This is a genomic window from Sphingomonas aestuarii, assembly GCF_054457155.1.
In genome coordinates this window covers 117,900-135,105 of the sequence record NZ_JBTKVV010000005.1, presented here as the reverse complement: position 1 = coordinate 135,105, position 17,206 = coordinate 117,900, and the positions used below count along the sequence as shown (strand labels likewise).

Annotated in this window: 11 protein-coding genes; 8 read left to right on the top strand and 3 right to left on the bottom strand. The window is 66.8% G+C overall.

Features of this window, described 5'->3' with window-relative positions; genetic code table 11:
* Window positions 1–136 precede the first annotated feature (136 nt).
* Window positions 137–3,538 carry a PAS domain-containing protein gene (locus tag ACX0GZ_RS11345; protein WP_458816468.1) on the bottom strand — a complete coding sequence of 1,134 codons (3,402 nt, stop codon included), beginning with the start codon at window positions 3,536–3,538 and terminating at the stop codon, window positions 137–139.
* A gap of 110 nt (window positions 3,539–3,648) precedes the next feature.
* Between ACX0GZ_RS11345 and ACX0GZ_RS11340 the strand changes: the two genes are divergently transcribed.
* Both ACX0GZ_RS11340 and era read left to right on the top strand, forming a co-directional pair.
* The gene (locus tag ACX0GZ_RS11340; protein WP_458816466.1) at window positions 3,649–4,656 is read left to right on the top strand and encodes a fumarylacetoacetate hydrolase family protein; all 1,008 of its coding nucleotides are present in this window, start codon (window positions 3,649–3,651) and stop codon (window positions 4,654–4,656) included.
* Window positions 4,653–5,558: a GTPase Era gene (gene era / locus ACX0GZ_RS11335; RefSeq protein ID WP_458816464.1), complete on the top strand. Its 906-nt coding sequence runs from the start codon at window positions 4,653–4,655 to the stop codon at window positions 5,556–5,558. The genes ACX0GZ_RS11340 and era overlap by 4 nt, the downstream gene beginning before the upstream one ends.
* Before the next feature lie 125 nt (window positions 5,559–5,683).
* On the opposite strand, the gene ACX0GZ_RS11330 is transcribed toward era, so the two are convergent.
* A complete protein-coding gene (locus ACX0GZ_RS11330; RefSeq protein ID WP_458816462.1) occupies window positions 5,684–6,748 on the bottom strand; it encodes a mannose-1-phosphate guanylyltransferase/mannose-6-phosphate isomerase in 1,065 nt (354 codons plus the stop codon).
* 159 nt (window positions 6,749–6,907) lie between these two features.
* Here ACX0GZ_RS11330 and ACX0GZ_RS11325 point away from each other — a divergent pair, with 159 nt between their 5' ends.
* The 6 genes from ACX0GZ_RS11325 (at window position 6,908) to ACX0GZ_RS11300 (ending at window position 15,230) form a co-directional block, all read left to right on the top strand.
* On the top strand, window positions 6,908–8,296 hold the full coding sequence (locus tag ACX0GZ_RS11325) for a TIGR03013 family XrtA/PEP-CTERM system glycosyltransferase (protein WP_458816460.1): 1,389 nt from the start codon (window positions 6,908–6,910) through the stop codon (window positions 8,294–8,296).
* A 1-nt stretch (window position 8,297) separates the two neighbouring features.
* Window positions 8,298–10,340 carry an XrtA/PEP-CTERM system histidine kinase PrsK gene (prsK, locus tag ACX0GZ_RS11320; protein WP_458816458.1) on the top strand — a complete coding sequence of 681 codons (2,043 nt, stop codon included), beginning with the start codon at window positions 8,298–8,300 and terminating at the stop codon, window positions 10,338–10,340.
* The gene (gene prsR / locus ACX0GZ_RS11315) at window positions 10,337–11,695 is read left to right on the top strand and encodes a PEP-CTERM-box response regulator transcription factor (protein WP_458816457.1); all 1,359 of its coding nucleotides are present in this window, start codon (window positions 10,337–10,339) and stop codon (window positions 11,693–11,695) included. Before prsK ends, prsR begins: the two co-directional genes overlap by 4 nt.
* Entirely contained in the window at window positions 11,679–13,703 is a 2,025-nt protein-coding gene (locus ACX0GZ_RS11310) for a tetratricopeptide repeat protein (protein WP_458816455.1), read from the top strand. The genes prsR and ACX0GZ_RS11310 overlap by 17 nt, the downstream gene beginning before the upstream one ends.
* Before the next feature lie 68 nt (window positions 13,704–13,771).
* Window positions 13,772–14,584 (top strand): DUF815 domain-containing protein, encoded by an 813-nt coding sequence (locus ACX0GZ_RS11305; RefSeq protein WP_458816453.1) that lies wholly within the window; start codon window positions 13,772–13,774, stop codon window positions 14,582–14,584.
* Between the two features lie 61 nt (window positions 14,585–14,645).
* Window positions 14,646–15,230 (top strand): glutathione binding-like protein, encoded by a 585-nt coding sequence (locus ACX0GZ_RS11300; RefSeq protein ID WP_458816451.1) that lies wholly within the window; start codon window positions 14,646–14,648, stop codon window positions 15,228–15,230.
* Between the two features lie 101 nt (window positions 15,231–15,331).
* Here the strand turns inward: ACX0GZ_RS11300 and ACX0GZ_RS11295 are convergent, their stop codons facing one another.
* Window positions 15,332–17,107, bottom strand: a complete 1,776-nt coding sequence (locus ACX0GZ_RS11295) for an ABC-F family ATP-binding cassette domain-containing protein (RefSeq protein ID WP_458816449.1) — start codon at window positions 17,105–17,107, stop codon at window positions 15,332–15,334.
* Window positions 17,108–17,206 lie beyond the last annotated feature (99 nt).

Genomic DNA, 17,206 nt, shown 5'->3' with positions numbered 1-17,206 from the left:
TAGAGACCCGTTCGTTTCGAGCGCAGTCGAGAAACGTGACCACGGCGGCTCGCCAGCGTTTCTCGACTGGGCTCGAAACGAACGGGTGGCGGGGCCAGGCCGTCCCCCTAGGGTTCAAACCCGATCAGGGCAAGGATCAGGCGCGGACGATCGTCGAATCGAGCGCATCGCGCACGCGATGCGCCAGGGCATCGACGCCGAATGGCTTGGCGAGCACGTCGCGTTCGGTCAACGTCGCATCGCCGTCGCGCCGGGCGATCGCGTCGCGGGTATAGCCGCTGGTGTAGAGCACGCGCAGGCCATCGATCCGTTCCGCCGCATGGTCGGCGAGTTCGCGGCCCGTCATTCCCGGCATGATGACGTCGGTGAACAACAGGTCGATGGACGCGCCGCGATCGATCAGCGACAGGGCCTCCGCCCCGTCGGCCGCCTCGATCACCCGATAGCCCAGATCGCGCAACGCTTCGGCGGAAAAGGTGCGGACGCGTTCCTCGTCCTCGACCAGCAGGATCGTTTCGCCGCCGCCGTGCGGAGCCGCGCGACGATCCTCGCTGGCGTCGCCGACCGCCTCTGTCGGGTCGCGCGGCAGGATCAGGCGCACGGTGGTGCCCTGTCCTTGTGTGGTGTCGATCGACACATGGCCGCCGGACTGGCGGACAAAGCCGAACACCTGGCTCAGCCCCAGGCCGGTGCCCTTGCCGACATCCTTGGTGGTGAAGAAGGGTTCGAACGCGCGCTGGGCGACGTCTTCGGCCATGCCCTCGCCGGTGTCGCTGACCGACAGCTCGACATAATCGCCCGGCGGCAGGCCCATGATCTGGGCGTCGTCGCGTTCGATGCTGCGATTGGCGGTGCGGATCGTCAGCAGGCCGCCGCGCGGCATCGCATCGCGCGCATTAACCGACAGGTTGATGATGCAGTTTTCAAGCTGGCTGGGGTCGGCGCGCGCGCGCCAGCAATCGGGATCGAGCGCGGTCTCCACCCGCACCCCTTCGCCCAGCGTGCGGGTCAACAGGTCGGTCATCCCGCGCAGCATGTGATTGGGGTCGATGCTCACGGGGGCAAGCGGCTGCTGCCGCGCGAACGACAGCAGGCGCTGGGTCAGCGCAGCGGCGCGCTGCGCCCCGTCGCGCGCGGCGTCGACATAGCGCGACAGATCGGTCTCGCCGCGCGCCAACCGTCGTTCGAGCAGGTCGAGCGCGCCCAGAACCACCGCAAGCATATTGTTGAAATCATGCGCGATCCCGCCGGTCAGCTGGCCGACCGCTTCCATCTTCTGCGCCTGCCGCAATTGTTCTTCGGCGGCCATCAGCTGATGCGTGCGTTCCTCGACCGCCGCCTCCAGCTGCGCGCGCGATCGATTCAGAACCTCGCGGGCGTCGACGATTTCCTGAATGTCGGTGCAGGTGCCGAACCAGCGGGTGATGCGTCCGCGATCGTCGCGCACCGGATGCGCGCGGCCCATCACCCAGCGATATTCGCCGCTGCGATGTCGAAGCCGATATTCGATCTGATACGGCTCGCCGGTCGCCAGCGAATGCGACCAGCGCGCCCAGGCGCGATCCTGATCCTCTGGATGGAACATGCCGTTCCACCCTTCGCCATCGGTCGATCCGTGCGGCGTACCGGTATATTCGTACCAGCGGTCGTTGTAATAATCGTGATAGCCGTCGGGCCGGGTCGACCAGATCATCTGTTCGATCGAATTGACGATGCCGCGGAACTTGGCTTCGCTGTCGACCAGCGCACCGACCGCCTCGACGCGTTCGACCGCATCCCAGCTGATTTCGGCGATCCCTTCGATGAAGGCGATTTCCTCGTTGGTCCAGTCGCGCGGCTCTGCCTGGCTGACATAGAGGCTGGCGACCCAGCGTCCGTTGCGTAGCAGCGGAACGCCGATGCCGGCGGGCGATAGCCGCGCGAGCGGCGTGTCGCCGTGCAGCGGATCGTTGGCTGCGTCGCGAATGATGACCGTTTTGCCCAGCGCATATTGGTCGCGCACTGCCGTGCCCATTTCGCCTGCGGGGATGGTGCCGGTGATCGGCGGCAGCCGGTCGCTGCTCCAGCTCGGCCCGAACTCCAGCGCGCGATCCTCGCCCACGCGAAAGAATCCGACGCGGTCGAGGCCCAGCCGCTCGCCCAGCGCGCGGGAGGTCGATTCCATGATGGCGTCGGCATTGTCGGCAACGCGTTGCTGTTCGGCGAGCGCATAGACGAACGCCTGCGTGTCGGTCGCGGCACGCAGCTCCTCGGCGACCTCGCGCGCCATTTCCTCGGCCCGCACCCGTTCGGTGATGTCGAAGGCGACGCCCAGGAACCGGGTCGGCTGGCCCCTGTCGTCACGCGCGCATTGCCCGTGAGTCGATACCCACCGGACCGCGCCATCCGGCTGGACGATGCGATATTCGTGCGTGTAGGGCGCGCCGGTTTCGACCGCCTGATCGATCGCCGCACCCAGCGCCTCGACATCGGACGGGTGGATCGACGACAGAAATTCCCCGATCGGCACGCCGCGCGCCGCCCGTTCGGGATCGACCCCGTACAATGTCGCAAAGCGCCGGTCCGCCACCACCCGGTCGCGCTGCACGTCCCAGTCCCAGATGCCGATCCCGATCGAGCTGTGAAGCGCCAGTTCGAGCCGTTCTTCGGTCGCGCGCAACCGCTGTTCGGCAAGCGCGCGATCGGTAACGTCGGTCGCCTCGACGAAGATGTCGGTGACGTTGCCGTTCGGATCCTTGATCGGCTGATAGACGAAATCGATCAGCCGTTCCTCGATCACGCCGTCGTCGCCGCGTGCGATCGCAACCGGAACGGCCCAGCCGCGATGCGCCTCTCCGCGCTCGAACACCTCGTCCAGCAACGCGACGAAACCCTGGTTCACGACCTCGGGAAGCGCATCGGCGACCGACAGGCCCAGCACGTCGCGACGCCCGACCAGATCGAGATAGGCGTCGTTGGCGATTTCGAACACATGGTCTCGCCCGTGCAGCAACGCGACCGCGCCGGGCGCCTGTTCGAACAGGTCGCGCAGCCGCTCCACCTCGGCCAGCCGCGCCCGCTCCGCCATTACCGCGCGGGTGGTTTCATTGCCCTGGTTGAGGATGCCGACCACCGCGCCATATTCGTCGCGGATCGGCGTGAAACTGTAGTTCCAATAGGTTTCCTGCGTGCGCCCGTCACGAAACATGTCGAGCCGCTGGTCATAGGCGGCAAAGCCTTCCCCGGTCCGCATCACGCGTTCGAATTGCGGACCGAGGATGTCCCAGATTTCGGGGAAGACGTCCGTACCCCGCTGGCCCAGCGCCCAGGGATGGCGCTCGGCCGGGATGTGCGCCCAGGCATCGTTATAGAACAGGCGGAGTTCCGGCCCCCAGTAGATCGCCGTGGGGAAGCTCGATCCCATGCAGATGTTGAGCGCGAAGCGAAGCGGTTGCGGCCAGTCGCGCGGCATACCGGCCGGGTTCCCCGACCAGTCATGGTCGCGGATCCGTCGACCCATCTCGCCACCGGAATCCAGAAAATTGAGCGCCGAGAACATATTGGCGTTCGTTGCCCCGTGTTACGTCCGTGTCAATCACCCGGATAACCGCCACCGGCTCGACAAGTTGCGTTGTCCCACTATGTCTGGGGTCAATCAAGGGAGACTCCATGAAACTCGCCAGCCTAAAGCACGGACGCGACGGCACGCTCGTCGTCGTATCGACCGACCTCGCCTGGTATGCCGATGCCAGCCATATCGCCCCGACGCTGCAAGCCGCGCTCGACAATTGGGACGCGGTCGAGGCCGATCTGCGCAACCTCGCCACCGACCTCGACCATGAGGCGATTCCACGCGAACGCTTCCACGAACGCGACGCGGCGGCCCCACTGCCGCGCGCCTATCAATGGGCGGACGGTTCGGCCTATGTGAACCATGTCGCACTGGTGCGACAGGCGCGCGGCGCGGAAATGCCCGATACCTTCTGGCACGATCCGCTGATGTATCAGGGCGGCAGCGACGGTTTTCTGGGGCCGCGCGACGACATCCCGCTCAAGGACGAGGCCTGGGGCTGCGATCTCGAAGCCGAGGTCGTCGTCGTCACCGGCGATGTCCCGCTGGGCGCAAGTCGCGACGAGGCACTGGCCGCGGTCCGTTTGGTGGGTCTGACCAACGACGTTTCGCTACGCAACCTGATCCCCGGCGAACTCGCCAAGGGATTCGGTTTTTTCCAGTCGAAGCCCGCGAGTGCCTTTTCGCCGGTGTTCGTGACCCCCGATGCGCTGGGCGACTGGTGGCAGGACGGCAAGCTGCACCGGAAGCTGATGGTCGAACTGAACGGCCAACCCTTCGGCAAGGCGGACGCGGCCGAGGACATGACCTTCGACTTCGGCACCCTGGTTGCCCACGCGGCAAAGACGCGCGCGCTGGGGGCGGGGACCATCGTCGGATCGGGCACGGTGTCGAACCGCGACGCGGATGGCGGTCCGGGCAAGCCGGTGGCGGACGGCGGTGTCGGCTATAGCTGCATTGCGGAGATTCGTACGATCGAGACGATCAGGGACGGCAAGCCATCGACGCCCTTCTTGAAGGCAGGCGACACCGTCCGCATCTGGGCCGAGGACGACAAGCACCATCCGATCTTCGGCGTCATCGAACAGAGCGTGGTCGCCGCTTGACCCCGTCCGGCACTCAACGTTGCGGTCTGGTCGCCGTCGTCGGCGCGCCCAATGCGGGCAAGTCGACCCTGGTGAATGCGCTGGTCGGGCAAAAGGTCGCGATCGTCAGCCCCAAGGCGCAGACGACGCGCACCCGGCTGATGGGTATCGCGATCGAAGGCGATACCCAGTTGCTGCTGGTCGATACGCCGGGGATTTTCGAACCCAATCGGCGGCTCGACCGGGCAATGGTCGCCGCCGCCTGGGAAGGCGCGCGCGGTTCGGATGCCATCGCATTGGTGGTCGACGCCAAGGGCGGACTGCCCGAGAAAGTCCGCACCATCGCCGAGCATATCGCCGAGCGAAAGGAGCCGCGGTTCCTGATCCTCAACAAGGTCGATATCGCCGACAAGCCGCGCCTGCTGCGTCATGCCGAGCAACTGAACGCGCATGTGCCGTTCGATGAAATCTTTTTCGTATCGGCGACGACAGGCGATGGCATCCCCGAGCTGAAAGCGGCGCTGGCGGCGCGGATGCCCGAGGGGCCGTGGCATTTTCCCGAAGATCAGGTGTCGGATGCGACCGACCGGATGCTCGCGGCCGAGGTTACGCGCGAGCAGCTATACCATCAGCTCCATGCCGAACTCCCCTATTCGGCTGCTGTCACGACCGAACAGTATAAGGAACGCGAGGACGGATCGGTCGAGATTCACCAGCAGATCCTGGTCGAACGCGACACCCAGCGCGCGATCGTGCTGGGCAAGGGCGGCCAGCGTCTGAAGGAGATCGGCAGCAAGGCGCGCGCCGATCTCGCCGCGATTATGGGCGTGCGTGTCCACCTGTATTTGCACGTCAAGGTTTCGCCGAAATGGCAGGAGGACAAAAGCCTATACCGCGATATCGGGCTGGATTGGGTGGAGTAGGGCGACGCCGACGGGCAGCGGTTTGTTGTATCCGTCATTGCGAGCGTAGCGAAGCAATCCAGGGTGGCAAAAGCGGCTCGTTGGATTGCTTCGCTACGCTCGCAAGGACGAACGCACCGGTTCGCTCAGCCGCCGCCATTGTCCAGTTCGGCGATGATCCGCTTCACGTCCTGGCTGCGGCCGCGGGGCAGGATCAGGATGTCGTTGCCGCTGGCCACCACGATCAGGTCGCTGACCCCGACCATCGCGATCCGTGCGCCGTTGCTCCGGACCAGACAATTGCTGGTATCGATCGCAATCACGTCGCCGGAATGGCTGTTGTCGGCGGCGTCTCGGGCGGCGATGGCGTGGAGCGCGTCCCAGCTTCCGACGTCGCTCCACCCCATCGACACCGGCGCGACCGCAACCCGGTCGGCCTTTTCCATCACGGCATAATCGATTGAATCGGACGGGCAGTCGGCAAAGGCGTCCGCATCGGGGAGAATGCGGCTGCCGTCACGCTTCGCACCCGCCATTGCCGACTCTGCGGCGTCGAGCATGGCGGGGGCATGGCTGCGAAGGGCGGCCAGATACGCATCGGCGCGAAACAGAAAGATGCCGCCGTTCCAGACATGATCGCCGCCAGCCACCATCGCCTCGGCGACATCGGCGTGTGGCTTCTCCACGAAACGTGCGACGCGGTGGATGCCGGTGCCGATCGGCTCGCCGACCTGGATATAGCCGTATCCTGTCTCTGGCGCGTCGGGATTGATTCCGAAGGTCGCCAACCACCCATCGCGCACCAGTGGCAGAGACGCGTCGATGGCCGCGCGAAACGCGTCCAGATCGGTGATGACATGGTCCGACGGCATGACGAGTAGCGGCGTGTCGCCGCCACCGGCGGCGAGCGCGGCAAGTGCGATCGCGGGCGCGGTGTTGCGCGCGGCGGGTTCCAGGATCAGCGTCGCGTCATCGATCCCGACGGCGGACAGTTGCTGCTCGATCATCCCCGCATGGCGCGCATTGCCGACGACGATCGGCGCGCCATAGCGTTCGGCCCCGCGCGTGCGGGCGACCGTCAATTGCAGCATCGTCTGCTCACCGGTCAGCGCCAGCATCTGTTTGGGCCTTTCGGGACGCGACATCGGCCATAACCGGGTGCCCGATCCGCCCGACAGGATCACCGGTATGATCAACGGGTTGCCGCTCATGCATCACTCCCTTGCGCCGTGCCTATGCCGCGCTTGCGCCAGCGTCAAACGATGTCCGGGCGCGAACGGTCGCGCGCATCTTCAGAAAATCTTTGTCAATTATTGCGACACCGCGACCTGTCGGCGGGATTTACACCCGCATGTGGACAAGCGCGCACGATGATCAGGCTGTTCAAACATTATATCCCCAATGCCGTGCTGCTGCTCGGCCTGCTGGATTTCATCCTGCTGCTGCTCGCGGCGGAAGCCGGGTGGCTGATTCGCGCCGACCAGATCGGGATGCTGGTCGAACCCGTCCACACCCGCCTTCCCCAGATGCTGAGCTTCGCTGCCAGCCTGATGCTGGCGATGATCGCGGTCGGCGTTTACGGCGCACAGGCGACGCAATCGATCCGCTTCGCCGCCGCGCGGCTGATCGTCGCGATCTCGCTGGGCGTGATCTTTCTGGCGCTCATCTTCTTCCTGGTGCCCGCGCTCACCTTCTGGCGGTCGAACCTGTTCTACGCGATGCTGGTGGCGATGGGGCTGCTGGTCGGCCTGCGAATCCTGCTCGGCAAGACGTTGGGCGGCCAGGCGTTCAAGCGGCGCATCGTCGTGCTGGGCGCAGGCGCGCGCGCGCAGCGGCTGAAGGCGCTGGCGCAGCGTCCCGGTGCGGGGTTCGTCGTCGTCGGCTATGTCTCGATGAGCGAGGCGAATCGCGTCATCCCCGAGGCGATTGCGCGCGACGCGATCTACAACCTCGCCGATCACGTCGTCCTCCTCAACGCGTCCGAAGTCGTGCTCGCGCTCGAAGAACGCCGCAACGCATTGCCGCTCAAGGACCTGCTGCGGATCAAGACCACCGGCGTCCATGTCAACGAGATCTCCACCTTCCTGGAACGCGAGACGGGGCGCGTCGATCTCGACAGCGTCAACCCCAGTTGGCTGATCTTTTCCGACGGTTTCTCGTCGGGCCGGATGTTTTCGAGTGCGTTCAAGCGGCTGTTCGACATTGCCGCCAGCCTGATCCTGCTGATCCTGACGCTGCCGCTCATCGGAATCGCCGCAATCGCGGTCAAACTCGACAGCAAGGGACCGGCTTTCTATCGCCAGCGCCGCGTCGGCCTCTACAATCAGGGGTTCGACATCATCAAATTGCGCTCGATGCGCAGCGATGCCGAGGTCGCCGGGACGGCGGTCTGGGCGGAGAAGAACGACCCGCGCGTGACGCGCATCGGCCGCATCATCCGCAAGATCCGCGTCGACGAACTGCCGCAATGCTGGAGCGTGCTGAAAGGCGAGATGAGCTTCGTCGGCCCGCGCCCCGAACGCCCGCAATTCGTCGAGGATCTGGAGGGCCAGCTTCCCTATTATGCCGAGCGCCACATGGTTAAGCCGGGGATCACCGGCTGGGCGCAGATCAACTATCCCTATGGCGCGTCGATCGAGGACAGCCGCCAGAAGCTCGAATACGACCTGTATTACGCCAAGAATTATTCGCCCTTTCTCGACCTGTTGATTCTGCTCCAGACGATTCGCGTTGTGCTCTGGCCCGAAGGCGCGCGTTGAGGTGAGCGCTTCGGCGGGAATCGTCATTTGGGGCCATGCGCTCACCGCCTTGCTGTTCGGCGCGCTCGGCGTGTGGACGCTTCGGCTCGATGCCAAGCGGATGCCGCGCATCCCGTTCGCCATCGCACTGATCGCGACGGCGCTGTGGGCGCTGTCGGTGGCGGGAATCGGCGAGGCGGCACCCGGCGTCGATCTGGCGCAGGGCGTGCGCGACCTGGCGTGGCTGGGCGTGCTGTTGCTGCTCCACCGGACGCTTCGCCCCGAAAACGGCTTTGCGCCGATCGGCAGCGTTTATGCGGTGGTGGCGCTGGTCCATATTACGACGATGGTGCTGCGGCTGCTGGCGCGCGTCTCCGAACAGGCGGCGGTGGCCGATGCGATCGGTCAGGCGGCGCTGATGCTGGCGATGATGACCGCCATCGCCGGGCTGTGGCTAGTCCAGGGATTGATGAACGGCGCGGGCGGGCGGACGCGCTGGGCGATCGCGCTGGCCCCGGCGGCGCTGTGGACGCTCGATCTGATTGCGCTGGTTGCCAGCTATGCGGCCAGCGATTCGGCCTGGGTCTATGGATTGCGGGGCATGGCGCTGGGGCTGGTCGGCGCGCTGCTCGCGATCGGGCTGCACCGGGCGGACCAGTGGAATCTGCGCGTGTCGCGGATGGTGGCGCTGCAATCGCTGTCGTTTGTCGCCGCCGGGCTCTACCTCGTCTTCGTCGCGGGCGGCGCGTCCGCCATCGCGCATCTGGGCGGCAGCCGCGCGGTGCAGACCGTTTTCATCTTCGCCGCGACGACCACGGCGCTCGCCGCACTGTCCAGCCCGCATCTGCGTGCATGGCTTCGGGTCAAGCTCGCCAAGCATTTCTATCGGCACCGCTATGATTATCGCGCCGAATGGATCCGCTTCACCGACACGCTCGGCAGCAGCGACGCCAGCCTGCAAGGCCGCATCGTCAAGGCAGTTGCCGACCTGACCGAATCGCCCGGCGGGCTGTTGATGGTGCCGGGCGGCGCGGGGCTGGAAATCGCCGCCGCGTGGCGCTGGGAAGGCGCGGCGCTGCATCCCGGCGACGGCGCCGACGCGCTGCTCGCGCATCTGGCGGTGACGCGCCGGGTGATCGAACTCGATGCGGTGCGCGCGGGCAAGGCCGATGCCGTCGATGCGGCGGCGGTGCCCGACTGGCTGCTGGGCGCGGACGATGGCTGGGTGATCGTGCCGCTGCCGCATGGCGAGCGGCTGGCGGGGATCGTTCTGCTGGCCCGTCCGCCGATTGAACGCCCGCTCGACTGGGAGGATTTCGACCTGCTCAAGATTGCGGGGCGCCAGGTCGCCTCGCATCTGGCGGAGAACCGCGCGCAGGAAGCCTTGGCCGAGGCGCAGCGCTTCGACGAATTCAACCGCCGCTTCGCCTTCATCCTCCACGACATCAAGAATCTGGTCAGCCAGTTGAGCCTGGTCGCGCGCAATGCCGAACGCCATGCCGACAACCCCGAATTTCGCGCCGACATGGTGGCGACGCTGAACGAATCGGCGGGACGGATGAACGCGCTGCTCGCCAAATTGTCGCAGCACCATCAGGCCAAGGGCGAACCGATGGTGGCCGTCGCCCTCTATCCGCTTGCCGAGCGGATTGCCGCGCAGCGCAGGGTCCAGCGTCCGGTGACGCTGTCGGGCGATGCCAGCGCGACCGCGACCGGCGACCCGGCGCGGATCGAACAGATCCTGTCGCACCTCATCCAGAACGCGATCGACGCCAGCCCGGCGAACGAGGCGATCCTGTTGCGCGTCGGCGACGACGGCGCAGCGGTGACCATAGACGTCGTCGATCGCGGCGCGGGCATGTCGGCGAGCTTCGTACGGGACCGCCTGTTCAAACCGTTCGATTCAACCAAGCCCGGCGGGTTCGGGATCGGCGCGTTCGAGGCACGCCAGCTCGCGGCCCAGATGCAAGGCCGCCTCGACGTGCATAGCCGCGAAGGCGAAGGGACGCGCTTTCGCCTGACTCTGCCGCGGGCCCACACCGATCGAATGGAAGATGCCGCATGATCGCGCCGCGCCCCAAATTGCTGGTCGTCGAGGATGACGCCGGGCTCCAGCGCCAGTTGCGCTGGGCGTATGAGGATTACGAGATCATCGCCGCGACCGACCGCGAGCAGGCGATTGCCGCGTTGCGCGCGGAGGAGCCGCCGGTGGTCACGCTCGACCTGGGCCTGCCCCCCGATCCCGACGGCACGACCGAAGGATTTGCGACGCTGGAGGCGATCCTGTCGCTCGCGCCCGCGACCAAGGTGATCGTCGCGTCGGGGCATGGCGAGGCGCAGAGCCCGGTGCGCGCGATCGCGGCGGGCGCGTGGGACTTCTATCAGAAGCCGATCGATATCGACGCGCTGGGCGGGATCGTCGCGCGCGCCTTCCACGTCCATGCGCTGGAGGCGGAAAACCGGCGGCTGGTCGAGCGGGGCGGCGACGTCGCGCTGGGCGGCCTGATTACCGCTGCGCCGGAAATGCTGAAGGTCACCCGCACCATCGAACGCGTGGCGCAGGCCGATGTCAGCGTGCTGCTGCTCGGCGCCAGCGGCACCGGCAAGGAAGTGCTGGCGCGTGGGCTCCACGACATTTCCCCGCGCAAATCGGGGCAGTTCGTCGCCATCAACTGCGCCGCCATCCCCGAGACGCTGCTCGAAAGCGAGCTGTTCGGGCACGAAAAGGGCGCGTTCACGGGCGCGGTGAAGACCACGCCGGGCAAGATCGAACAGGCGCAGGGGGGCACCTTGTTCCTCGACGAAATCGGCGACGTGCCGCTGGCGCTTCAGGTCAAGCTGCTGCGGTTCCTGCAGGAACGCGTGATCGAGCGCATCGGCGGGCGCAGCGCGATTGCGGTCGACACGCGAATCGTCTGCGCCACGCATCAGGATCTGGAGGCGATGGTCGCCGACGGGAGATTCCGCGAAGACCTGTATTACCGGATCGCCGAGATCGTCGTGCGCATTCCGTCGCTCGCCGAACGCACCGGCGACGCGGCGCTGCTCGCGCGGCATTTCCTGCGCATCCATGCCAAGGCAATGAATCCGGCGGTGAAGGGCTTCGCCCCCGATGCGCTGGCCGCGATCGACGGCTGGGGTTGGCCCGGCAATGTCCGCGAACTTGAAAACCGGGTGAAGCGCGCCGTCATCATGGCCGATGCGAAGCGGGTCGGCGCGGCCGATCTCGATCTGCCCGAACCGGGCGATGCCGAGCCGCTGCCGATCAATCTGAAGGCCGCGCGCGAAGCCACCGACCGCCGCGTCATCGCCCGCGCGCTGGCGCGATCCGAAGGCAATATCTCCGGCACCGCGCGGTTGCTGGGGATCAGTCGCCCGACCCTCTATGATTTGATGAAAAGCTATGATCTTCAGCCGTAAATGCGTCGGCCTGGCGCTCGTTGCGGCCATCGGCGCCGTCGCAATCACCCCCGTTCGTGCCGACGACCAGCCGGGCAAGGCCGAGGTCGCGCGGGCGCTGGCGCTGCTTGATGCGGGCAATGCCACCGCGGCGCGCGACGCGGCGGTGGCGGCAGTGCGGGCCGCGCCGCGCTGGGGACTGGCGCATGCCGTCCATGCCCGCACGCTGGTCGCGCTGGAGGATGGCGTCGGAGCCGAAGCCGCACTTGGCCGCGCGTTCGAGACGGGGTTCGAACAACCGCGCGCGCAGGTGTTGTTGGGCGAGGCGCAATTGCTGCGCGGCGCGCCCGACCGTGCCGTCGCGACGCTGGCGAGCACGCCGCTTGCCCATGCCGCCTATGCCGCGCGGATTCGCGGGCGCGCCTATGCGGCGATGGGGCGGGGCGGCGATGCCGCGGCAGCCTTTGCCGAATCGCGACGGCTGAACCCCGCCAATGCGCGGTTGTGGAGCGACATTGCGCGGCACAATCATGCCAATGGCGACATCGGCAACGCGATCCGCGCGGCGGAACGCGCGGTCGAGCTTGACGCGCGCCAGCCCGACACGCTGCGCATCCGCGCGCTGCTGGTGCGCGAGCAATTCGGGCTGGTCGCGGCGCTGCCCTGGTTCGAACGCGCCCTGGCGCGCGATCCGCAGCATCATGATACGCTGATCGATTATGCGGCGACGCTGGGCGATGCCGGGCGCACGGTCGAGATGCTCGATGCCGTCCGCCGCGCGATGCGCGTGCGCGGCAACAGTCCGCAGGGCTATTATTTGCAAGCCGTGCTCGCCGCGCGCGCGGGCGATGCCGCCACCGCGCGGAGCATTCTGGCCAGGGTTGGGCCCGGCATCGATTCGGTGCCCGCGGCGCGGATGCTGGCGGGCACGCTCGACATCGAAGCCGGGGGCTATGGCCAGGCGATCGAAAAGCTTCGCCCGCTCGTCGCGCGCCAGCCGAACAATGCCGCCGCACGCCGCCTGCTCGCCACCGCCTATCTGCGGGCCGATGCCTCGCGCAATGCGATTCAGGTGTTGGCGCCGATCGTCGATCGCGCCGATGCCGACAGCGAATCGCTGTTGCTTGCCGCGCGCGGCTACGAACGCATCGGCGATCGGCTGCGCGCGGCGCAATTGAGCGACCGGGCCGCCGCGCCGTTTCGCGCGCCGACGACCGGCTATGGCGAGGGCGGCATGGTATCGGTGTTGATGGCTCGGGCGAATGCGCGGCCCGACAATCCCGGTGCGACCGTGGCGCTGGTGCGCGGGCTGGTCGCCGGCGGCGACCGCGCGGGGGCGCTGGCGCGCGCGCAATCGCTGGCCACGCGCAATCCCGGCGTGCCCGAGGCGCATCTGGTCGTCGGCGACGTGCAGATGCTGGGCGGCAATGTCGAGGGTGCGCGCGCCGCCTATGCCACCGCCGCCTCGCTCCGCTTCGACGAGCCGACCATGCTGCGGCTGGTCGAGGCGCAGGAGCGATCGGGCCGCGCCGCCGAGGCGGCGCAGACGCTCGCGCTGTTCCTGTCGCAGAACCCGGTCAATGTCGCCGCGCTTCGCTTGGGTGCGAAATGGCAATTGGCGAGCGGCGAATATGACGCGGCGATCGACGCGCTGGAGGAAGTCCGCTTCCGCACCGGCAATCGTGATGCCGCGTTGCTCGCCGAACTGGCGATGGCCTATACCGGCGCGGAGGATATCGACACCGCGGGCGTCTATGCCCGCGCGGCCTATGCCCTTGCGCCGGGCAATCCGGCGGTGGCCGACGTCTATGGCTGGACGCTGTCGAAGGCGGGCGAACCGCGTGCGGCGCTCGCATTGCTGGCGAAGGCAGCGGCAATCGCCCCCGATCATGCCGTGATCCGCTGGCATCTGGCACAAGCCTATGCCGCGACCGGCAACGCCCGCGCGGCAAGCCTCCACGCCCGCGCGGCGCTGCGAGATCCCAGCTTCACCGAACGCCAGGAGGCCGAGGCGCTGGCGAGGGGGTAATCGGCCAGCGGCCCTCACCTGTTCGTTTCTCGACTTCGCTCGAAACGAACGGGGGCTATAAGTCCTTCATGACCGACGCGCTCGATCGTATCGCCGCTGCCCTCGAACGGCTCAGCCCGCCCCGGCCGCAATCCGCCGATCCGTGCGCGCACGTTGCCTATCTGTGGGACGGCGATGGCCTGACCGCGCTCACCCGGATTGCCGCGCGGCCATTGGATGCGCTGATCGGCATCGACGCGCAGAAATCTGTGTTCGTCGCCAATCTCGAGCGCCTGTCGGACGGCCATGCCGCGCAGGACGTGCTGCTGTGGGGCGCACGCGGCACGGGAAAGTCGGCGCTGGTCGCGGCCGCCGTCGCGCATGTGCAAGCCGCAGGCGGCGCGATCGGCCTGATCGAGGTGGCGAGCGACCGGCTGAACAGCCTGCCGCGGCTGTTCGACATCATCGCTGCGACCGAGCGCCCCTTCGCGATCTTCATCGACGATCTGGGCTTCGACGCGCCGGGCGATGCGCGGTTACTGCGCTCATTGCTCGAAGGCGGCGCACAGGCACGGCCCGCCAATGCGCGGCTGATCGTCACCGCCAATCGTCGCCATCTGGTGCCGCGCGAGTTCGCGGACGACCCGCAGGCGGTCAATCCGCGCGACGCGCAGGACGATGCGCTGGCGCTCGCCGACCGGTTCGGACTGAGCCTGGGCTTCCACGCGATCGACCAGGACCATTATCTGAGCATCGTGCGCGGCTATGCGGAGGCGCACGGTTTGGACTTCGATCCGGCAGAGGCGATCAACTGGGCGACCCGACGCGGCAGCCGGTCGGGGCGGATCGCCTGGCACTATGTCGTCGATCTGGCGGGGCGAGCGGGCAAGTCGGTCGGCTAGGGCGCAACTCTCGACCGGGATGCGCGTTCGCCTGACGAACGTCCAACCCGGAGAGCCAGTCATGAAACTCTATTATTCGCCCGGCGCCTGCAGCCTTGCCGACCATATCGCGCTGCACGAAGCGGGCCTGACGTTCGACCATGAAAAGGTCGACCTGAAGGCCAAAACCACCGAGAGCGGCGGCGATTTTACCGAGATCAACCCCAAGGGCTATGTCCCCGCACTCGAAGTCGCCGACGGCGTCGTCCTGACCGAAAATATCGCGATCCTCGACTGGATCGCCGACCAGAAAGCGAGCCTCGCACCCGCAGGCGACATGGGGCGCTACTGGCTGCTCGAAATGCTCGCCTTCATCTCGACCGAGATCCACAAGAGCTTCAAGCCGTTCTTCGCAGGCGGCAGCGACGACGACAAGGCTAAGGCCAAGGCGGCGATCGAAGGCCGGTTCGAGCTGGTCGTCGACATTATGGAAGGCGATTATCTGTTCGGCGATTCGGTGTCGGTCGCCGACGCCTATCTGTTCGTGATGCTGCTCTGGGCAGGAAAGATGGGCGTCGGCGTGCCCGACGAGCTTGCGGCGTTCCGCGACCGGATGATGGCGCGCGATGCGGTCAAGACCGCGATGAAGCATGAGGGGCTAAATTGAAACCGTCATTCCCGCGAAGGCGGGAATCCATAACCCATGTCGGCGCTTATGGATTCCCGCCTTCGCGGGAATGACGAAAATTCGTCCGACCGGGTTTCCCGCTACCCTAACCCCTCGACCTGCTCCGCCAATTCCAGCCAGCGCATTTCGGCTGCGTCCTTTTCCTCGCGGGCCTTTTCGATTTCGCGGGTCAGCGTCTGGAACCGGCCCGGATCGCGCGTGTAAAGGTCGGGATCGGCGAGCGCCGCCTCGTCGCGCGCGATGTTCGCCTCGATCTCCTCGATGCGTTTGGGCAGCAGGTCGTAGTCGCGCTGGTCCTTGTAGCTGAGCTTGGCGGCTTTCGGTTTCGCCGTCTCCGCGACGGGCGCGGCCTTTTCGACCTTCTTCGCCGATTTGGGCCTCCGCTTGGCCTCCCAGTCGGCATAGCCGCCGATGATGACGTCCACCGTGCCGCTGCCGTCGAGGCCCAGCGTCATCGTCACCGTGCGGTCGAGAAAGTCGCGGTCGTGGCTGACGATCAGCACCGTGCCGTCATAGTCCGAGATCACTTCCTGCAACAGGTCGAGCGTCTCTAGATCGAGGTCGTTGGTCGGCTCGTCGAGCACCAGCAGATTGGATGGCCGCGCAAATTCGCGCGCCAATAACAGCCGCGACCGCTCGCCGCCCGACAAGGTCCCGACCTTGGCGTCGATCAGCTTGGGTTCGAACAGAAACTCTTTCAGATAACCGTGGACATGCTTGCGGACGCCGAGCACGTCGATCCACTCGCCGCCATCGGCCAGCACGTCGCGCACCGTCTTTTCCGGCTCCATCCGGCTGCGCTGCTGGTCGATGACGACCGCATCGAGCGTCTTGGCGAGCCGGATATGCCCCGAATCGGGCTCGATCTCGCCGGTCAGCAGCTTGAGCAGCGTCGATTTGCCCGCGCCGTTCGCGCCGACGATGCCGATCCGGTCGCCGCGCGCGACGCGGAACGTCAGGTCGCGGATGATCGTGCGGTCGCCATAGCCTTTGCTGACCCCCTTTACGTCCACCACGATCTTGGTCTTGGCGTCGTCGCTGGCGGTGGCGAGGTTCGCGGTCCCCTGCGGGCCCTGCATCGCGGCGCGTTCGGCGCGCATTTCGACGAGCTTGTTCAGGCGGCCCATATTGCGCTTGCGCCGCCCGGTGACGCCGCGCAGCAGCCAATGCTCCTCCAGCTTCAACCGTGCGTCGAGTCGCTGGGCGGAGCGTTCCTCGTCGGCCGCGACCTGATCGGCCCAGGCCTCGAACCCGCCGAACCCGATTTCGGCGCGCCGCATCGACCCGCGGTCCAGCCACAAGGTCTGGCGCGTCAGCCGCGTCAGGAAGGTGCGGTCATGGCTGATGACGACGAACGCACCGCGAAACCGGTTCAGCCATTCCTCAAGCCATTCGATGGCGTGGATGTCGAGGTGATTGGTCGGCTCGTCGAGCAGCAGCACGTTCGGGTCCTGAGCCAGCGCGCGGGCGATGGCGGCGCGGCGCCGCTCGCCGCCGCTCGCGGTCGCGGCCTCGCGGCTCAGGTCGATGCCCAGCTGATCGGCGATCGCTTCCGCTTCGTGCGCGACGGGCGCATCGTCGCCGCTCATCACATAATCGCGCAGCGTCGAGCAGCCGATCATGCGCGGTTCCTGTTCGAGGATGATGACCCGCGTGCCGGGCACGATCGACCGGCGGCCCTCATCAGCCTCGATCACGCCGGCGAGCAGTTTCAGAAAGGTCGTCTTGCCCGCGCCATTGCGCCCGATCAGCGCCAGCCGATCGCGCGCACCGACATGGACGTCCAGCCCGCGGAACAACCAGCCCGAACCCTGGACAAGCCCAAGGCCCTCAAAACTCAATATCGGTGCAGCCATGCGGCATCGCGTAGGTTGCGCGCGGCACCGGCGCAAGTTGCCATTGGCTGACACGGCCATTCACAGGCTGTTCAACGCGGTAAGCCTATGCCAAATCGC